Genomic DNA, 19,193 nt, shown 5'->3' on the forward strand with positions numbered 1-19,193 from the left:
AATTAAAGCTCCTCATTCCGATGGGATAACAGACGGGTGAATACTTCCCCAGACTGACTTAGCGTCTGGTAATCTCCTTGTTCAATGATTAATCCCTTTTCCATGACCCAGATCTGATCATATCCCAGCGTTTCTTCCAGTTGGTGAGTCACTAATAGAGTTGTCTGATAATGAGATGCTTGATTCAGTGTTTCCATCACCCGTTGCTCACTATGAGCATCCAGACTAGCGGCAGGTTCATCCAGTAATAATAACTGGCAAGGTTTTAATAAGGCACGGGCGACAGCGATACGCTGAGCCTGACCAACGGACAACCGTGCTGCATTATCACCGATAATGGTATTCAGCCCATTAGGAAAATCATTAACAAATTCGGTGACATATGCCCGTTCCATAACCTGATCGATTTGTTGTTGATTAGCATCAGGTTGGTTAAGCCGAATATTATCAAGCAAAGTTTGTTCAGGTAGATGTGGGTTTTGCCCAACCCAACTTAGTTGATCTCGCCATTTTTGTGGCTCTAATTCTCGCAGTTCGGTGCCATTGATTTGGACTGAGCCACGATAGGGTAAAAACCCTAACAATAAATTCAAGAGGGAGCTTTTGCCCGCACCGCTTTGACCAACTAATGCAACTCGTTGATTTTTCGCTATAGTAAAATTTAACGGACCGGCGAGCAGACTGCCATTATGAGCCAGAATTTCCAGATTATTAGCGATTATCGTCACTGAATCTTGGGGGGATAGCGTTTTACCGCCACCGGAGGGGGCTTGCTCACCATCACTGCTTAACAACGTGACTAATGATTCGGCTGCTCCAATGGCTTGTGCTTTAGCGTGATAATAAGTACCAAGATCACGTAGTGGCTGGAAAAACTCCGGCGCGAGGATCAACACTAAAAAACCCGCAAATAGAGTGATTCCCATACCGTAACTGCCAAAATTAAGTTCACCAAGATAGGAAAAACCAAAATAGACAGCGACGACGGCAATGGAAATAGCCGCAAAGAATTCCAGCACAGCTGAAGAGAGAAACGCCATCCGCAGAACTTCCATCGTTCTGCGGCGGAAGTTATCAGTGGATTCGCTGATCTGTTGTATTTCTGCTTTACCACGATAAAACAGGCGCAGTGTTTCCAATCCGCGCAGACGATCAAGGAAATTACCGCTCAATCGTCCTAAAGCGACGAAATTGCGTCGGTTAGCATCTGCTGCACCTAAACCAACTAATGCCATAAACAAGGGAATAAGTGGGGCGGTCGCGAACAAAATCAGCCCGGCAGCCCAATTAATCGGAAATAAGGTAATCAGGATGAGAATAGGGATCATCACGGCGAGATACATCTGAGGCAGATAGCGGGAGTAATAATCTTGCATATCTTCAATCTGCTCAAGAATAATTGTTGCCCAGCTACCTGCTGGTTTGCCTTTAACCCATACCGGGCCAAGTTGTTCAAGCTTATCTAATACCATAGCGCGGATTTTCTGGCGCACGATTTTGCCACAAATAAAACCAATTCGTTCCCGGATAGCACTGATCATTGCCCGTAGAGCAAAAGTCGCTGCCAACATCAAAAATTTATCTGTGATGTGTTCGCGGGGGATATTATCCATGATTAAAGCTTGCAGGATTGAGGCCAGTAACCAGGCTTGGGTGATGATCAACAATCCACTGATTAAGCCAAATAGCATGGACAGGCGGAGCCAGCGCTGGGCTGGAGCACTTTGCTGCTTTAGCCAGCGAATCAATTCATACTGTCTTGTTTTATCCATAGGAAAAACTTCTGATTTAGCGGGTGATGATAACGATGTACTAAAGAGGCTGGACTGGTGTCAGCAGCCTGCCGATATGTTACATGTTAAAAGGTGCTACCGAAATAGCGCCTTGAAAGAAAAAGAATTTATTTAGATTTAGTTGCCAGCTCATCCAGGAACCGTTCTGCATCAAGGGCAGCCATACAACCCGTACCGGCAGATGTAATTGCCTGACGATAGGTGTGGTCCATCACATCACCGGCGGCAAATACACCGGGAATTGAGGTTTGAGTAGCGTTACCTTGTAAACCAGATTGCACTTGAATGTAACCATTATCCAGTTCTAATTGGCCTTCAAAGATAGCTGTGTTGGGAGTATGTCCGATAGCAATGAATGTACCGGTAACGGCTAATTCTTCTGTGGTGTCGCTTTTGGTATCGCGCAGGCGAACACCGGTAACACCCATATCATCACCAAGAACTTCATCCAGAGTACGATCAGTGTGCAAGACGATATTGCCGTTTTTTACTTTATCCATCAGACGGCTAATCAGGATCTTTTCTGAGCGGAATGTATCCCGGCGATGAATTAGATGAACTTCTGATGCAATATTAGCCAAGTATAAGGTTTCTTCTACAGCGGTATTACCGCCACCGACAACGGCAACTTTCTGGTTACGATAAAAGAAACCATCGCAGGTTGCACAGGCTGAAATACCACGGCCTTTGAATGCGTCTTCAGAAGGCAGACCAAGATAACGTGCAGAAGCCCCTGTTGCGATAATCAATGCGTCACAGGTATATTCTTGTTCATCACCATAAAGGCGGAAAGGTCGGTTTTGCAGATCAACTTTTTGAATATGGTCAAAAATGATTTCGGTCTGGAATTTTTCGGCATGTTGGTGCATACGTTCCATTAACCCAGGGCCGGTCAGACCTTCAGGATCACCTGGCCAGTTCTCGACTTCAGTGGTGGTAGTCAACTGACCGCCTTTTTCTACTCCGGTAATAAGAGCTGGATTTAAGTTTGCCCGGGCAGCATAAACCGCAGCCGTATAACCGGCCGGGCCAGAGCCAAGAATAATGAGTTTGTGGTGGGCGGTGCTCATGAATACCTCATTTCCATTTATCACATCATATATCGGGCGATTGTAGGAGAAATAGGAGGGTAAAAAAAGCTAAAATACTCATGTTACTAACGATTTTACCGATAGATATTAGCTAATAATGATTTTAACCTGAGAAAAGTGTTCTTTTAATGCGGTTTGAATTTGATTTGCTTCTTTTTAATCAATGGTAGGCTATTGAAACGATTAACTGAAAATTTGTTCCACAGGTTGTTCTGATTTTTATTCATTTACTTTGACAATCGGCTGTGCATTTGCGAAAACATCACTGTAAGAGATAATTATCCACTTCGCTAAATTCGTTTCTATAAAAATCGACAAATCGACATGCGGATAATCCTCGGTATAGCACTAAAAAAATGGCCTGTGAGCTACATGACTGTGATAAGGCGGGCTTTAATTTAGGACATCTTTTCCAACTCAAACTCAAGAGAGATAGGGGAAAATGTTATGGGTGTAGGAAAATAAAGAGAGATCATTAAGATGATAGATAATAAAAAGCGTCCGGGAAAAGATCTTGATCGTATAGATCGTAATATACTCAATGAGTTGCAGAAAGATGGTAGAATTTCTAACGTAGAACTGTCTAAACGGGTAGGGTTGTCACCAACACCTTGTTTGGAGCGGGTTCGTCGCTTGGAACGCCAGGGATTTATTACTGGCTACACCGCGTTGCTAAATCCTCATTATTTGGATGCATCATTGTTGGTATTTGTTGAAATTACCCTGAACCGTGGTGCTCCAGATGTTTTTGAACAATTCAATGCTGCTGTGCAGAAATTGGAAGAGATTCAGGAATGTCATTTAGTTTCCGGTGATTTCGACTACTTATTGAAAACCCGCGTACCGGACATGTCAGCGTATCGTAAGTTACTGGGCGAAACTTTGCTACGTCTGCCAGGTGTTAATGACACCCGCACATATGTTGTGATGGAAGAAGTGAAGCAGAGTAACCGTCTGGTCATTAAGACTCGCTGAGATCTTGCCAAAAATGTACAGATGCAAAACTGGAAGAACTTAGGTACACTCCTGTTTATGCATACAGTTTCAACGCTGAGCTATCTCGGCGTTGTTCCGTTAAATCAACAGGAAACCTGGAGAGCCTTTCTTGAGCCAGGAATATACAGAAGATAAAAATATTAAGTTGAAGAGACTGAGTAGTGGGCGCAGGTTGTTAGAGGCTGTACTGCTTGTCATTGTTATCGTAGCGGCTTATCTGATGGTCGCACTTATCAGTTTTAACCCTTCTGATCCCAGTTGGTCTCAGACTGCATGGCATGAACCAGTTCATAATTTGGGGGGAGGTGTTGGTGCATGGCTGGCTGATACTCTGTTTTCTGCGTTTGGTATTTTGGCTTACACCATTCCTCCATTGATGATATTGGGTTGTTGGACTGCTTTCATACAACATGATGACCGAGAATATGTCGATTTCTTTGTGCTTGCTTTGCGTGTAATTGGGGCATTGGCAATAGTTCTGACTTCATGTGGATTAGCGGCATTGAATGTTGATGATCTCCATTATTTTGCCTCTGGTGGCATTATTGGCAGCCTGTTTAGTAGTGCTATGTTGCCCTGGTTTAATGAGCTGGGAGCGACGCTGATGTTACTGTGTATTTGGGCAATTGGATTTACGTTATTTACCGGCTGGTCGTGGTTGACTATTGCGGAAAAAACCGGGGCAGTTATTCTGGGGGCAATAGGATATGTGACCAACCGTAGCCGTAATGAACAAGAATATACGTCATCATCATCATATAGTGAAACCGCTATTGAGCAGGACAGCTCTGCTTATGGCAAAACAGAACCAGAATTTAAAGTAACTGATATCGATCATGATGATGTACTGTTTACTGCACTTTCAGCTGCGGAATTAGCAAAAGCTGAACTAAATGAACCGGAATCAGAGAAAGCGGAAATTGAAGAAAAGCAGCGACTTGATATTCCAACCGTTAATATGGCTGACATTGATGTTGAACCTGAAATTCTGGTCAATGCATCCGATGTTGCTGTAGAGTCCCGGTCATTAGCAGAAGAAACAGAAAAAGCAGAAGAATATGAAAAAAATGATGACGAACCGATTCGTTATACATTTGAAATTCCTTCTGAGCATAATTTCCAACCTGCATCTGAACAAGCTGTTGACGTAGTTCCGACATTTGAGCCGATTGAAAATAGGCAAAGCAGTAGTGACACACTCACTTCTATGCCGGAAACCGAGCTAAAAGAGGTTGCAGTAACAGCAACATCGGCAGCGGTTATTACAGGCAACTCTCAGGTTAAGCAGGGGATCGGGCCAGAGTTGCCTCGTCCTAATCCTGTCCGTATTCCAACCCGTCGTGAATTATATGGCATCAAAGTGCCTTCACAGCGTCTTGCAGAGCAGCAACAGCGTGAAGAAGAGACCAGACAGCAGGTAGAGGAATGGGCTGATGCTGAGTCTGATAAGCAGCAAGAAGAGTTGTTGCGACAACAGTTTCTTGAACAACAGCGCGAACGTTATCGCATGCCTGCGGATACAGAGGAAGATGTTCCAATTGAGTCTCAAATAATGCCGAACCCGTTTGAACCGAAAAATCAGCCTTCAATGGCAGAGAAGGTTCAGCCAGAAATTGTTAAACGAGCCGTTGAGCCGCAGCAACGTGAGCGTTATCAGGAACAGAACTACCAAGGGGAAAAAGAGAACATTGCCTTGGAAAGTTTGTCTAACTTTGATAATTTCTCACCAGTTGAAGATTTAGTGAAAAAAGAGTCGGCAGAGCCGTTATTTATGCCTTCTGTTCAATCAGAGCCAGAAAATAAATCCGAACTATCCACAGAAATTACTTTTATGCCAGCGCCAGCACACACTGTTGTGCAGCAACCGCAGCAACCGCAGCAACCGCAGCAACCGCAGCAACCGCAGCAACCGCAGCAACCGCAGCAGGATAGTTTGTTCCATCCATTTTTGATCCGTAATGATCAGCCATTACCAAAGCCAACGACGCCAATGCCTTCGCTTGATCTATTAGCCAGCCCTTTGGCAGAAGAAGAGCCGGTTGATATGTTTGCCCTTGAGCAAACGGCTCGTTTGATTGAAGCGCGTCTGAGTGACTATCGGGTTAAAGCCGATGTAGTGGGTTTCTCGCCAGGTCCGGTGATCACTCGGTTTGAATTGGATTTGGCTCCGGGTGTTAAAGCATCACGTATTTCCAACTTATCGAGAGATCTTGCGCGTTCCTTATCTGCGGTAGCGGTACGTATTGTTGAAGTCATTCCGGGTAAACCTTATGTCGGTTTGGAATTGCCGAATAAAAAACGCCAGACAGTCTATTTGCGTGAAGTATTGGATTGTGAAAAGTTCCGTGACAACCCATCACCACTGACAATTGTATTAGGTAAAGATATTGGCGGTCAGCCAGTTGTGGCTGATTTAGGTAAAATGCCGCACTTGCTGGTGGCGGGTACAACCGGTTCGGGTAAATCTGTTGGTGTCAACGCTATGATCCTCAGTATCCTCTATAAAGCAAAACCGGAAGATGTTCGCTTTATCATGATTGACCCGAAAATGCTGGAATTATCGGTTTATGAAGGCATTCCACATCTGTTGACTGAAGTTGTTACCGACATGAAAGATGCAGCTAATGCACTACGTTGGTGTGTTGGTGAAATGGAACGCCGTTATAAACTGATGTCTGCATTAGGTGTACGTAACCTGGCAGGTTATAACGAAAAGGTTAAACAGGCTGAAGAGATGGGACGTCCAATTCCAGATCCATTCTGGAAACCGGGCGATAGCATGGATGTCACTCACCCTGTGCTAAAAAAAGAGCCGTATATCGTTGTCATGGTAGATGAATTTGCTGACTTGATGATGACAGTTGGCAAAAAAGTGGAAGAGCTAATTGCACGTTTGGCGCAGAAAGCGCGGGCTGCCGGCATTCATTTAGTGCTGGCAACGCAACGTCCATCTGTCGATATTATTACCGGTCTGATTAAAGCGAATATACCAACCCGTATTGCTTTTACGGTATCCAGCAAAATTGATTCTCGCACTATCCTTGATCAGGCGGGCGCTGAATCTCTGTTGGGCATGGGAGACATGCTTTATCTGGCGCCAAACTCTTCTATTCCGGTGCGTGTTCACGGCGCATTTGTACGGGATCAAGAAGTTCATGAGGTGGTGAATGATTGGAAAGCCCGTGGCCGTCCAGAATATATTGATAATATTCTTAGTGGCGGTGATGATGCGGAAGGTAGTCTGGGGTTGGATAGCGGTGAAGAGTTAGATGCACTGTTCGATCAAGCGGTTGAATTCGTTATTGAAAAACGGCGGGTTTCGATTTCTGGTGTACAGCGCCAGTTCCGTATCGGTTATAACCGTGCTGCGCGGATTGTCGAACAGATGGAGGCACAGCAGATTGTCAGCACTCCGGGCCATAATGGTAATCGCGAAGTATTGGCGCCACCGCCGCATGAACGCTGATAGTTAATTTTAATATGTGGAAAGCTCCGATAATAAATACACCGGGTAATAACGCTGAGTAAAGGTATCTCTTACATGAAAAAGCTGATATTGATAGGTTGTTTGATGGCTAGCATGAGTGTCACTTCTGTATGGGCAAGTGCGAGTCGGAATTTACAGGAACGTTTGGGCAAAATAAGTAGTTTTCATGCCAGTTTTACTCAGATAGTAACCAGTGATGATGGTGCGACAATTCAGGAAGGTGACGGGCAATTGTGGGTTAAACGTCCAAACTTGTTTAACTGGCATATGACATCACCTGATGAAAGTGTTTTGGTATCAGATGGTAAAACGTTGTGGTTCTATAATCCATTTGTTGAACAGGTAACCGCCACTTGGTTAAAAGATGCAACAGGAAACACCCCATTTATGCTGATTACCCGTAACGATGCTAAAGAGTGGTCTCAATATAAAATCATTCAGAAAGGGAATGATTTTAAACTGACACCGAATAATGCAAATGGCAACCTGAAACGCTTTTTTATTACGGTAACGACTGACGGCACTATCCAGAAATTCTCAGCTGTTGAGCAGGATGGACAAAAAAGTGCTTATCAGTTAAAAGGGTTGCAAAACACCTATGTGGACGCTGCAAAATTCCGTTTTACTCTACCGAAAGGCGTCACGTTGGATGATCAACGCCAGTGAGGTTTAAGTGAGCAATCTGTCCCTCGATTTTTCACAAAATGAATTCCAGCCACTGGCCGCACGTATGCGGCCAGTGACATTAGAACAATATATCGGTCAGCAGCATTTGCTGGCTGAGGGGAAACCACTGCCGAGAGCTATCCGTACCGGGCAATTGCACTCCATGATTTTATGGGGGCCTCCAGGAACAGGGAAAACAACATTAGCTGAAATTATTGGGCGTTATGCACAGGCTGATATTGAGCGGATATCTGCGGTCACTTCTGGCATCAAAGAAATACGTGAGTCGATTGAAAAAGCACGTCAGAACCGTAATGCAGGGCGGAGAACTATTCTGTTTGTTGATGAAGTGCATCGTTTTAATAAAAGCCAACAAGATGCTTTTTTGCCCCACATTGAAGACGGCACGATAACCTTTATCGGTGCTACGACAGAAAACCCCTCTTTTGAACTGAATTCCGCATTACTTTCACGAGCGCGGGTTTATTTGCTTAAATCATTGACAACAGAAGAAATTGAACAGGTCCTTAATCAGGCCATGAATGATAAAGATAACGGTTATCATGGTCAGAATATCGTTTTACCTGAAAATACCCGTCACATGATTGCGGAACTGGTTGTTGGTGATGCCCGTCGTTCACTGAACTTTCTGGAGATGATGGCGGATATGGCAGAAACCAATGCTCAAGGGCAACGGGTTCTGACACCGAAACTATTGAACGAAGTTAGCGGAGAGCGCAGTGCGCGTTTTGATAATAAAGGTGATCGTTATTACGATTTGATTTCAGCTCTGCATAAATCTGTACGTGGCTCTGCACCTGACGCTGCGCTTTACTGGTATGCCCGGATTATTACCGCCGGTGGTGATCCATTGTATGTTGCACGTCGTTTATTGGCGATTGCTTCTGAAGACGTTGGCAATGCTGATCCCAGAGCAATGCAGGTTGCTATTGCTGCATGGGATTGTTTTACCCGTGTTGGGCCAGCAGAAGGTGAAAGGGCAATTGCTCAAGCGATTGTTTATCTTGCCTGCGCACCGAAAAGCAATGCGGTTTATACCGCGTTTAAAGCGGCGATAGCCGATGTAAAGGAAAAGCCTGACTACGATGTTCCCGCACATTTGCGTAATGCACCGACAAAACTGATGAAAGAGATGGGGCTTGGTGAGGAATATCGCTATGCTCATAACGAACCTAATGCCTATGCGGCTGGTGAAGTTTATTTCCCCTCTGAAATGCAGGAAACCCGCTATTATCATCCGTCAAATAGGGGCTTAGAGGGAAAAATAGGTGAAAAACTGGCCTGGCTTGCAGAGCAGGATCAAAATAGCCCGATAAAACGCTATCGCTAACGTTATTGTTGCGGTAAGGTTGACAGGTAAAAATATCTTATGACCCATTAACTTGTGGGTCTGTTCATATCATCTATCTTAATAACGACAAGCACAGGACTAGCATGCTCGATCCAAACATACTGCGTAATGAGCTAGACGCAGTCGCCGAAAAACTGGCTCGCAGGGGCTATGCCCTTGACGTGGATACGCTGCGCAAACAAGAAGAGCGCCGCAAAGTTTTACAAGTTGAAACTGAAACCCTGCAAGCAGAACGTAATTCCCGATCGAAAGCTATTGGTGCGGCGAAAGCCCGTGGTGAAGATATTGATCCATTACGTCAGGAAGTGAACCAGTTAGGTGAGAAGTTGGATACAGCGAAATCCGAACTGGAAAAGCTTCAAACTGAAATCCGTGATGTGGCTTTGAATATCCCTAACATACCAGATGACTCTGTACCAGTAGGTAAAGATGAGAATGATAATTTAGAAATAAGTTGCTGGGGTGAGCCACGTAAATATGATTTTGAAATCAAAGATCATGTTTCATTAGGTGAACTGACAAATGGGCTGGATTTTGCTGCCGCGGTTAAACTGACCGGCTCGCGCTTTGTAGTGATGAAAGGGCAGATTGCTCGTCTGCATCGTGCCTTGGCTCAATTTATGCTGAATCTTCACACAGAACAGCATGGCTATCTGGAAACTTACGTTCCTTATCTGGTTAACCATGAAACCTTATATGGTACGGGCCAGTTGCCAAAATTTGGTGAAGACCTTTTCCATACTAAGCCGCTGGAAGAAGAAACAGAAAGTCATTACGCGCTGATCCCAACCGCTGAAGTTCCGGTAACAAACTTGGTCCGTGGTGAAATTTTGGATGAAAGCGAATTACCATTGAAAATGACCGCTCATACCCCTTGCTTCCGTTCAGAAGCGGGTTCTTATGGCCGTGATACTCGTGGTCTGATTCGTATGCACCAGTTTGATAAAGTTGAATTGGTTCAGATTGTTCACCCTGAAGAATCAATGAATGCCCTTGAAGAACTAACAGGTCATGCAGAGAAAGTATTGCAATTACTGGATCTGCCGTACCGCAAAGTTTTACTATGCACAGGTGATATGGGTTTTGGTGCATGTAAAACTTATGATCTGGAAGTATGGTTACCGGCTCAAAACGCTTATCGTGAAATCTCTTCCTGTTCTAACATGTGGGACTTCCAGGCTCGTCGTATGCAAGCGCGTTTTCGTGGTAAAGAAGATAAAAAGACTCAATTGCTTCATACCCTCAATGGTTCTGGTTTGGCTGTTGGTCGTACTTTGGTTGCTATTATGGAAAACTATCAGCAAGCTGATGGTCGTATTGAAATTCCAGAAATATTGCGTCCATATATGGGCGGCTTAGAATATATTGGTTGATTATTGTATTAATGAAAAGCGCCGAATCGGCGCTTTTTGCTGTCTATTTTATTAATTACAAAATTACTGAATTCAGTAAATACTATACCCAATAGATTTCAAGATGCATTGCGACGGCAAGGGAGCGAATCCCCGGGAGTATAGATAACTCTGTGACCGGGGTGAATGAGTGCAGCCAACAAAGAGGCAACTTGAAAGATAACAGGTATAAATGTATTTTTTAGCTAACTAAAGTCGATGGTTTCTCCTTACCAATAAAAATGCTGCGGTAAGATGAGTAATAACTAGCTAAAAGAATAGGCATAGAGATTAAAAGCCCTAAACCGAAAGGAATTATGGAGATTATGAATATTACCGCAATGGTAATAAAGAATAAGAAACCGGGTAATAAATTCTTTTTCACGGCTTCCAGGCTCATTGATACGGCAGCACCAAATTTCAAATTATGGATAACGATGAGCGCTGGTGCAAACCAAGCTAAAGCGCTGGCTGAAGACAAACAAAACAAGGACAGCAAGAAATAATGACGACAGATCATATTGGTAAAAGTTAACGGGAGGCTCACCATATTGGCTGGCTAACAATATATTGGTTAATATACTACCGCTGATGATAAAAGTTGCGATAAATCCAAGCAGCATAATACCAAATGATAAAGCCCCAACGGCAATTAGCGATGAAAAATTCTGCTGAAATCCGCTAAATAACAGTCCTAATTCGAATTCTCCAGTAGTTCTTTGTTTTTCACATAGAGCTATGATTCCACCAATAAATACTGGACCTAAGATTCCCGAAAGTAGCCCAAGAAAAGGAATAAACTGTAAACCAGATATAACTGCAAAATAGATAATGGTAAGGAGTATCCACATACCCCATTTGCTCTTAACCAGTTTCCATGATTGACCAATCCACTTCGTACCTTCTCCGCTACGGAGGGACTGACCACCTGGAATAAATACCTCGTTATTGTTAGATATAGAGCTAGAATTAAAATTGAGGTTTTGATTATCCATTAATTTTTCCAATTTAATTGTTGACTTATATTAAATAATTTCTTTTTGTCTGCATCTCAAAAGCTACAGCGAACTTGAGAAAGCCGGCGAATATAATATATTAATTTTATTAATCGACAAGTATTAAATGGATATAATTAAGGAGAAATTATTGATGTATTTTTAATCGGAAAGTTACTTATGTTGTTAACTTTATCAAAGCGATCCATAATTACCTGAATCACTAAGTTATTTAAGTAATATATTGCACTTTCTTTCATATAAATTAATTAATATTAATATTTAAGGAAATTTTCAGGGAATCAAAATATTATTTTGGTAATTTTATTTAACCCGAATTCTGGATAAGAAATTGACGAGAAGCCTGTTCCAAGGGCAAAGTCTTGGTGTACACCAAAAATAGCGCCGAGGTGGAACAGGCTATGGACAATGTAGTTGAAATTTTCTGTGATGTTGATGATTTTTGCCGTTTTTTCATCCCTCAATGGGAGTAATTTTGTCTCGATAGTGGGCATTGTTTACGCCGCCGACAAGGTCACATGTATCTCAGTGAAATCATGACCATTTTGACCCTTTTTCATCTGTCACATTACCGTGATTTTAAAAATTTTTATCTAGAACATATTTGGAAATATCACCACAACGATTTTCCCACCTTGCTCCGCTATCCCCGTTTTGTCGGTGTGGCCCCTTCCGTTTTGGTGCCACTATACCGCTATCTGACGCAATTAAAAGGAAAACCCACAGGCATTGCTTTTATTGATTCCACCCGTTTGAGTGTCTGCCATAATATTAGCATTCCTCGACATAAGGTCTTTGCGGGGATAGCCAAGCGCGGAAAAAATTCAATGGGATGGTTTTACGGTTTCAAATCACACTTGGTTGTCAATCATCAGGGGGAAATTTTGGCGCTTAAAGTCACTGCCGGTAATGTGGATGATCGGGAACCTGTTCGCGAATTAACAACAGAATTAACGAGTTCACTTTACGGCGATAAAGGTTATCGCAGTCAGGAACTGGCAGACGATTTAGGCAAAACCGGTGTCACTTTCGTCACCCAAAAGCGCCGAAATATGAAAGCACGCCTGCTGGCTGAGTGGGATAAGATAATGTTATCAAGGCGTTTTATCATCGGGCAGCTATTATCCGCTTCCGATGAAAGGTATCGCTATTCCCAAGAAGTCGGGAGGTGAACGTCTGCTGGGTATTACCACGGTTGCGGATCGCGTGGCGAAAATGGTGGTCAGGCTTCATTTAGAACCGCTTGTTGAGCCTCATTTTCTGCCGGATTCTTATGGCTACCGACCGAATAAATCGGCGATTGATACCATCAGAGTGACAAGGCAGCGATGCTGGCAGCAAGATTGGGTATTGGAGTTCGATATCAAGGGCCTGTTTGACAATATTCCTCATGATTTACTCATGAAACCCGTGAGGAAACACACAAACAGCCCGTGGATCTGTCTATACATCGAACGCTGGCTAACTGCACCGATGAAATGCAATGGTAAGGTGTTATTCCGGGAGAAAGGCACACCGCAGAGAGGTGTGATTTCCCCCCTGATGCCGAATCTGTTCCTGCACTATGTCTTTGACATGTGGATGCAACATGAGTTCCCCGGTGTCCCCTTCGAAAGGTACGCTGATGATGTTGTATGTCACTGTTACAGTCAGTCGCAGGCTGAAGCACTGATAAGTGAACTAGGCCAGCGGTTTGCGCAATGTGGACTGGCACTGCATCCGGACAAAACCCGAATTCCTTACTGTAAGGATGTAGAACGAAAGGGAAAATATGAACATACCCGTTTTGATTTTCTTGGATATACGCTCAGGCCAAGGCTGGTCAAGAACCGTAAAAGAAATAGTCTGTTTGTGAGTTTTACACTGGCAGTCAGCAAAACGGCGCAAAAGGCCATGAGATTCAAAATCCGCAAGTTGAAGATATGAATGCGGACAGAACTTAACTTAACACAAATAGCCAACAGGCTAAACTCCATGATAAGTGGATGGTTAAACTATTATGGTCAATTTTATCATTCAGAGTTGTATAAGGTCTTCAGACGACTCAACAAAGCGCTAGTGCGCTGGGTTAGGCGAAAGTTCAAGGCACTGAGCAGACACAAAACCCAGGCATCAAAACTGCTTCAAAGGATCGCAAAAAAGAAGCATAAGGGGTTGTTTGCTCATTGGTGGGCAGGAATGACAGGCGTGTTTGCTTGATGGGAGCGGTATGAGTCGATAGGCTATGGGGGTAGTTCCCGCGGCCTACTCAACCGATTAATGGGCAATTAAAAAACCTTTCTCAAATAGAGCATTCTCGCCACCGAAGTATAAAAGGATTTATGTTGACCGTTTTAGGTGGTTTGATTGCTTATTGTCTTAAATGGAAGAAGCCATCACTGAAAGTTTTCTATTCGGAAGACGATTTCTCAGTGACGGATTAAACAGAATTATTTACAGGGTCCTATCATTGTAACGGGGTGTATAACCCCGTCTCTATAAAGTGTGTTTAACTATTTCAATCGTCTTTCTAAATTTTTGATAAAATCGTCCGCACTAAGTTTTACTCCACAGGAAGCTATTACCAGGTCCTCAAATTCGTGGTAACAACCTTGCCTATAGATTTTTTTGTCTAACCATTGGAGTAAACTGCTAAACTTTCCTCTAGAGAGTTCCATTTCAATTGATGGGTTTTTCCGAGCATTGTTGAATAATTGTGCGGAAATAACTGCGCCCATGAGGTAGCATGGAAAATACCCAAAATAACCGATAGCCCAATGGATATCTTGCCAGGGACCTTCATGAGGTGATGGGCTTATACCAAAATATAACTCGAATAATTCTTGCCATCTGCCTTTGAGATGTTTTGCAGAAAGTTCGCCTGAGAGTAGCTCGTTTTCAATTTTATAGCGTATAAGAATATGTGCGGGGTAGGTGAAATCATCGGCTGTAACTCGGATACCATTCGTATGGATTGTGTTGAAGTGTTCGCACAATCGCTCTTTGTTGAAATAATCAGCATAGCCGAAGTTATTTTCCAATTGCTTGGCCAAATATCCTAAGTAGGAGTTGGAGTGACCGACCTGTCTTTCGAATAGCAGAGCCAAACTTTCATGAATACACATTCCCCTAGAATCACTGACCGGTTGTCCAAGGTGCTGTTTTGGAAGTCGTGCTTCGTACGACGCATGGCCTGTTTCATGCATAAGAGCTGAAATGCTCAAAAGTATGTTTTCTGGTTTGAAATAGCTGCAAACCCTGATGTCGCCTGTTAGTCCTCCAGTGAAAGGATGACGACTTTCATCCAGCCTTCCGGTGTTAAAATCAAACTCCATGTTTACCATTAAGGTATTGGCAAATTTCTTTTGTTGATTTTTACTTATTCTTGGCCAGATGGTTTGTTGTTTTGGTGAGTCTTTTATTGTGGCGACTAATCTTGAGGTGAATGGTTCTATTTTACTGAAAATAGCATCGACCGATTCGGCTCTCAGACCTGGTTGATGCTGCTCTAGTAAAGCATCATATGAGCTTATCCCGAGTTTTTCTCCAAGGGAAGACGCCATTTCCCGTGTCAGTGCTAGCAACTCTTCAAAATTTTGTTCAAGAGACTGTTGATTTATTTCATTAGCTTGAGCATACCACGCCTCTTCGCATTTTACTGCTGCTCGGGTAAGCCTGCTGGTTAATGTAGGGGAGGTTGCGATAGCCATGATATGCAAACGATGTATTTCTCTGATGTTGGCTTTTTGCCAATCATTTAGAACGGTAATGTCGATACGATCCAGAAGTTCCGCTATTTCCTGGCTTGCGATTATCTCATGTTGCATAGTGCTGAGCACTGACATTTGCTCTGCTCTTAGCGAATGACTTCCTTTGGGCATCATTGTGGCTTTGTCCCAGTTTAAGATTGCATAGGCGCCATACAATGAGCTCCATTTAACCATTAGGTCGGTTAGTTGCTGATAATCGTTCATTCGTATACCTCAGGCCATCTATAGAAATAGACTTTGTTCCAGTGGGAACCTACGATAAGCTCACCTTGCTCTGTAATAAGAGGAGCTGAGTGTATGCCTGTGGGAGCAGTGATTTTCCAGCGCAGGCCTCCATTTTGATGATCATAGCAATGTACAGCTTCATCAATATGTGTGGGGTTATCAGTAGTACCGACAAATATAGGATCGCCATTAGGTAGAGTAGAAAAGGGAGTGTATACAAAGCGTGCTCCTACTTCGGATTTCCATATGACTTCAGTACTCCGTAAATTTACTCCATAAATATAACGATCATCACTTCCTATAGTTGCAATATGATCATATCCAACTGATGGGCATGATACTACGAAGCCATCGGTTTCATGAATAGCGCGTATGGTTCCTGTTCTTGAGTTAAAAACAACGATTTGGCCATTTTCTTCGGTCCCGATAATACCTGTTTCAATACTATAATCTAATGCTGCACTGCCTTCAAAACGTCCTTCGTTTTCAATTTCCCATACTGTATTTCCGGCTTTATCTATACAAACTAATGTTTTGTTCGTTCCAAAGATGATATTGCCTTCGACTGTCAGGGCGGGGGAACTATATATATCGTCCACCACATCTTCTTCAAACATGCGTTTCCAGATCAATTTTCCACTTTTTGCATTTAACGCATACATACTGTGATCATAGCTTCCTGCGTAAACTAGCCCGTTCTTTTCATCCAATGTTGGGGTGGAATGGAATACATCATTAGCTTTGAATTGCCATAGGCAGAGTCCATTTGAAGAAACCATTCTAAGCGTTGCATCCTCTCCACCAATTATGAAATCACCTCTCGTTGTCACTGCGGGAGAGTTATAAATCGGCCCGGCTGTCTCTAATCGCCAATTTTGTTTTAACGTTTTGGTATCGTAACAATATATATATCCGTCATAGCAACTGATAATTACACAGTTGTTGCCAATAATTGAAGGAATACTCCAGATTCGTTCGCTAAATTCCAATTCTCCATAGAGTACAGGGGACTTAGTATAATCATGTCGAATGGATGCCCATTTCTTTTTGAAGCTTCGGAGGGATTGTTTGTTTTTATACCAAGTGGTGTTTAAATGTGAGTTGAACGCGGCAAGAGAGTGCTTTGTTTTTAGTGTCATTGTTTTTCCTCGATTGTGAACACAACTCTAGATGTAATAGGCTACAATGGTTTCTATTTTAGCCAATAAATCTTAAGCATAGTTGATGTATAAGCGTCTAGCCATTATCTCAGGTCGATCACATTAACAGGTTCGCAGGATCTGAGTACAATAGGCTTTTGACTCGCTTTGATGGCTTATTTATCTACAGGCCACGCTCCGAATACCGATTCAAAAGGTAATTCCGCCGGTCACGTAGCAGAAGTGTGAATTTGATGAGCTCTTCCATAACATCCACAAGCCGGTTGTAGTAAGAAGAAGGCTTCATGCGGCCAGTAGTATCATCAAACTCTAGAAAGGCTTCGGGTACCGATAATTGATTAGGGATAATGAACATATGCATACATCTTCCTACCGTTCGTAACTGATTTACTACGTTGAATGATTGAGTTCCGCCATTGACTTGAAGTAAGGCCAATGTCTTACCTTGTGTAGAGTGCAGCTCGGGAATCCAGTCAAGCTGGGATTTGAACACTGCACTCATCGATCCATGGTATTCCGGAGAACACCACACTTGCCCTTCTGACCATTGCATAAGTTCATGTAGTTCTGCCACTTTTTCATGGGTATCGGGTGTAGTATCCGGTAAAGGTAAACTAGATGGATCAAAAATCTTAATTTCAGCGCCTATTTGCTCAAGTAGGAGTGCGGATTCTTGAACCAGTGATCGGCTAAAAGAAGGCTGACGATTCGAACCATACAAAAGTAAGATCCTTGGGTTATGTGAAGAAGATTTCTGCGCTTCCAGCTTCTCTAAAGAAGGGATATCCAAAAGTTTGTGAATAATATTTGGTAAAGTATCGGTCATGTAATTCTCCGAAAATCAGATGATGTAATTTCCAAAACTGTTGTAACCTCTTGTGTTCACAATGAGGTTTGTTCAAAAGTCTCTGTGCTGAATTCATTGATGTCGTTGTGTCTGGTGGGCTTGGTTATAAAGTGATAAGCGCCTATTAAACATTAAGAGACTCAAAATTGTTTGATATTATAATCAACTTTTAATTAGATACATATAAAGCTCCTTTTTCATAAAAAATACAGTTAATAAGCTAGTGTGATTATGTTTCTTTTGGGTAAAATTAAGCTTATCTGTGAAGTTGACGAGTAATAGTTGACAAAGAGTCATATTGGTTTTGGTATGTTTTGGGACTTTGTTTAATAATGGATAATTACTCATACTTTTGGTCAATGCAAATGTTGAAATATCCCAGACTCTTTTTGAGTTATTATTCCTATTCAAGGTAAAATTCCTTTGTACCAGTGGTTTTAATGACTGTTTCCTCCTTCCAAAGGGGAAATACATCACAGATAAATAGTTCACATAAGGTATTAAAAGAGACAATTTTCTCTTTGTATATGACTTAAGAGATAGCATAACAAGACTATTGATTATTTAAAATAAAAAGAAGTGTATAACAATATTATCAGGATGTTAATTTAGCATTGATAGTATATGTAAAATACAATCAACTTGTTGAATATATAATTATGTTTTGATAAATTTGAGTGATCGTATATTTTCATGGAGTACAATAAGCTAGCTAAATATAGGTAAGAAAATGAATTTGATAGACGGTATGCTATAAATAGAAATTAGTGGAAAATTTCTTTATAAAATATCTGGTTGTGAATATTTTGTTGATGCTTTTAATTTTATGATTTTGTTTTCATTTAAAATAAAACCATTATGGAAATCAATTAACTTGACATAAAAATAACTGAGTAGATATATTTAATTAACTCTTGTATTTTCCAAGAGTCTGAAGTTATGAAAAGGTGTGACATTTAGCATAATCTTGGCAATATTCTGTTTCTGACTATTAAGTTTGTTAGCAGAATAGTCATGCCGGAAACAAAATACTAATTTAATGGAGAATGCTGATATGATTAATTTTACAAGTATTGAGTTACGTATCGAACCTGCGACGTTCTGTTTTTAAGTTATTTAGAATATTGTAAATAGAAGGTTAGAGCGAGCGAACGTTTAAAGCTAAAGTGTTCGCTCGCCCTTTCCAAAACTATCAAATAGCGAAGTGTTCGGAGAAAAATATGAGTTCTGAATCTCAATCTTTAATCGAGGCAACGCTGTATTACAATAGAACTAGGTAGTGTCCCTTAATTATATAATCTCCGGCAAAAGAGTCGAATACAGCCTAATTTCACCATCGACAGATAGTTTCGTGCTGTTTTTTCATAGCGTGTTGCAATACGTCGATTACCTTTCAAAAA

General features: G+C 42.1%; 14 protein-coding genes and 3 pseudogenes. 9 read left to right on the forward strand and 8 right to left on the reverse strand.

The genetic code is table 11. The annotated features are described in order from the left end of the window. Nucleotides 1–2 precede the first annotated feature (2 nt). A complete protein-coding gene (gene cydD, locus EAE89_RS02295) occupies nucleotides 3–1,772 on the reverse strand; it encodes a heme ABC transporter permease/ATP-binding protein CydD (RefSeq protein ID WP_054480124.1) in 1,770 nt (589 codons plus the stop codon). A 128-nt stretch (nucleotides 1,773–1,900) separates the two neighbouring features. After that, nucleotides 1,901–2,863: a thioredoxin-disulfide reductase gene (trxB, locus tag EAE89_RS02300; RefSeq protein ID WP_054480123.1), complete on the reverse strand. Its 963-nt coding sequence runs from the start codon at nucleotides 2,861–2,863 to the stop codon at nucleotides 1,901–1,903. 501 nt (nucleotides 2,864–3,364) lie between these two features. Between trxB and lrp the strand changes: the two genes are divergently transcribed. From lrp to serS, 5 genes are all read left to right on the forward strand, one after another. Beyond that, nucleotides 3,365–3,859 (forward strand): leucine-responsive transcriptional regulator Lrp, encoded by a 495-nt coding sequence (gene lrp, locus EAE89_RS02305; RefSeq protein WP_011145896.1) that lies wholly within the window; start codon nucleotides 3,365–3,367, stop codon nucleotides 3,857–3,859. Between the two features lie 130 nt (nucleotides 3,860–3,989). Beyond that, complete coding sequence (locus EAE89_RS02310; protein WP_214085305.1) at nucleotides 3,990–7,346, forward strand: DNA translocase FtsK 4TM domain-containing protein; 3,357 nt, start codon at nucleotides 3,990–3,992, stop codon at nucleotides 7,344–7,346. A 75-nt stretch (nucleotides 7,347–7,421) separates the two neighbouring features. Beyond that, complete coding sequence (gene lolA / locus EAE89_RS02315; RefSeq protein WP_054480121.1) at nucleotides 7,422–8,033, forward strand: outer membrane lipoprotein periplasmic chaperone LolA; 612 nt, start codon at nucleotides 7,422–7,424, stop codon at nucleotides 8,031–8,033. 7 nt (nucleotides 8,034–8,040) lie between these two features. Beyond that, on the forward strand, nucleotides 8,041–9,384 hold the full coding sequence (locus EAE89_RS02320) for a replication-associated recombination protein A (RefSeq protein ID WP_054480120.1): 1,344 nt from the start codon (nucleotides 8,041–8,043) through the stop codon (nucleotides 9,382–9,384). A 104-nt stretch (nucleotides 9,385–9,488) separates the two neighbouring features. After that, complete coding sequence (gene serS / locus EAE89_RS02325; protein WP_054480119.1) at nucleotides 9,489–10,778, forward strand: serine--tRNA ligase; 1,290 nt, start codon at nucleotides 9,489–9,491, stop codon at nucleotides 10,776–10,778. A gap of 443 nt (nucleotides 10,779–11,221) precedes the next feature. Here serS and EAE89_RS02330 read toward each other — a convergent pair whose 3' ends face one another. Then, nucleotides 11,222–11,791 carry a BPSS1780 family membrane protein gene (locus tag EAE89_RS02330; RefSeq protein WP_244866080.1) on the reverse strand — a complete coding sequence of 190 codons (570 nt, stop codon included), beginning with the start codon at nucleotides 11,789–11,791 and terminating at the stop codon, nucleotides 11,222–11,224. A gap of 302 nt (nucleotides 11,792–12,093) precedes the next feature. Next, a complete protein-coding gene (locus EAE89_RS02335) occupies nucleotides 12,094–12,306 on the reverse strand; it encodes a hypothetical protein (RefSeq protein WP_167338266.1) in 213 nt (70 codons plus the stop codon). Here EAE89_RS02335 and EAE89_RS02340 point away from each other — a divergent pair. The 4 genes and pseudogenes from EAE89_RS02340 to EAE89_RS02350 all read left to right on the forward strand — a co-directional run. After that, nucleotides 12,214–12,945 (forward strand): annotated as a pseudogene (locus EAE89_RS02340) (IS982 family transposase); the annotation flags it as partial. The gene EAE89_RS02335 and the pseudogene EAE89_RS02340 sit on opposite strands and share 93 nt — an antisense overlap. Before the next feature lies 1 nt (nucleotide 12,946). Then, nucleotides 12,947–13,738: a reverse transcriptase domain-containing protein gene (locus EAE89_RS02345; RefSeq protein WP_054480769.1), complete on the forward strand. Its 792-nt coding sequence runs from the start codon at nucleotides 12,947–12,949 to the stop codon at nucleotides 13,736–13,738. Continuing rightward, nucleotides 13,739–14,011, forward strand: coding sequence for a group II intron maturase-specific domain-containing protein (locus tag EAE89_RS23435; RefSeq protein WP_054480771.1), 273 nt, complete (start codon nucleotides 13,739–13,741; stop codon nucleotides 14,009–14,011). A gap of 50 nt (nucleotides 14,012–14,061) precedes the next feature. Continuing rightward, nucleotides 14,062–14,235: pseudogene (locus EAE89_RS02350) on the forward strand (IS982 family transposase); the annotation flags it as partial. A gap of 69 nt (nucleotides 14,236–14,304) precedes the next feature. Here EAE89_RS02350 and EAE89_RS02355 read toward each other — a convergent pair. From EAE89_RS02355 to EAE89_RS02370, 4 genes and pseudogenes are all read right to left on the reverse strand, one after another. Continuing rightward, entirely contained in the window at nucleotides 14,305–15,765 is a 1,461-nt protein-coding gene (locus tag EAE89_RS02355; RefSeq protein WP_054480772.1) for a carboxypeptidase M32, read from the reverse strand. Continuing rightward, a complete protein-coding gene (locus tag EAE89_RS02360; protein ID WP_214085306.1) occupies nucleotides 15,762–16,925 on the reverse strand; it encodes an outer membrane protein assembly factor BamB in 1,164 nt (387 codons plus the stop codon). The genes EAE89_RS02355 and EAE89_RS02360 overlap by 4 nt, the downstream gene beginning before the upstream one ends. A 184-nt stretch (nucleotides 16,926–17,109) precedes the next feature. Next, complete coding sequence (gene arsH, locus EAE89_RS02365) at nucleotides 17,110–17,772, reverse strand: arsenical resistance protein ArsH (protein WP_054480776.1); 663 nt, start codon at nucleotides 17,770–17,772, stop codon at nucleotides 17,110–17,112. A 1,307-nt stretch (nucleotides 17,773–19,079) separates the two neighbouring features. Continuing rightward, nucleotides 19,080–19,193 (reverse strand): annotated as a pseudogene (locus EAE89_RS02370) (IS5/IS1182 family transposase); the annotation flags it as partial.

This window comes from Photorhabdus heterorhabditis, assembly GCF_018448905.1.
GTDB lineage: Bacteria > Pseudomonadota > Gammaproteobacteria > Enterobacterales > Enterobacteriaceae > Photorhabdus > Photorhabdus heterorhabditis.

Coding starts and splice junctions, on each gene's coding strand:
- cydD (WP_054480124.1), bottom strand. CDS start 1,772: ATGGATAAAACAAGACAGTATGAATTGATTCGCTGGCTAAAGCAGCAA.
- trxB (WP_054480123.1), bottom strand. CDS start 2,863: ATGAGCACCGCCCACCACAAACTCATTATTCTTGGCTCTGGCCCGGCC.
- lrp (WP_011145896.1), top strand. CDS start 3,365: ATGATAGATAATAAAAAGCGTCCGGGAAAAGATCTTGATCGTATAGAT.
- lolA (WP_054480121.1), top strand. CDS start 7,422: ATGAAAAAGCTGATATTGATAGGTTGTTTGATGGCTAGCATGAGTGTC.
- serS (WP_054480119.1), top strand. CDS start 9,489: ATGCTCGATCCAAACATACTGCGTAATGAGCTAGACGCAGTCGCCGAA.
- EAE89_RS02330 (WP_244866080.1), bottom strand. CDS start 11,791: ATGGATAATCAAAACCTCAATTTTAATTCTAGCTCTATATCTAACAAT.
- EAE89_RS02335 (WP_167338266.1), bottom strand. CDS start 12,306: ATGCCCACTATCGAGACAAAATTACTCCCATTGAGGGATGAAAAAACG.
- EAE89_RS02345 (WP_054480769.1), top strand. CDS start 12,947: ATGAAAGGTATCGCTATTCCCAAGAAGTCGGGAGGTGAACGTCTGCTG.
- EAE89_RS23435 (WP_054480771.1), top strand. CDS start 13,739: ATGCGGACAGAACTTAACTTAACACAAATAGCCAACAGGCTAAACTCC.
- EAE89_RS02355 (WP_054480772.1), bottom strand. CDS start 15,765: ATGAACGATTATCAGCAACTAACCGACCTAATGGTTAAATGGAGCTCA.
- EAE89_RS02360 (WP_214085306.1), bottom strand. CDS start 16,925: ATGACACTAAAAACAAAGCACTCTCTTGCCGCGTTCAACTCACATTTA.
- arsH (WP_054480776.1), bottom strand. CDS start 17,772: ATGACCGATACTTTACCAAATATTATTCACAAACTTTTGGATATCCCT.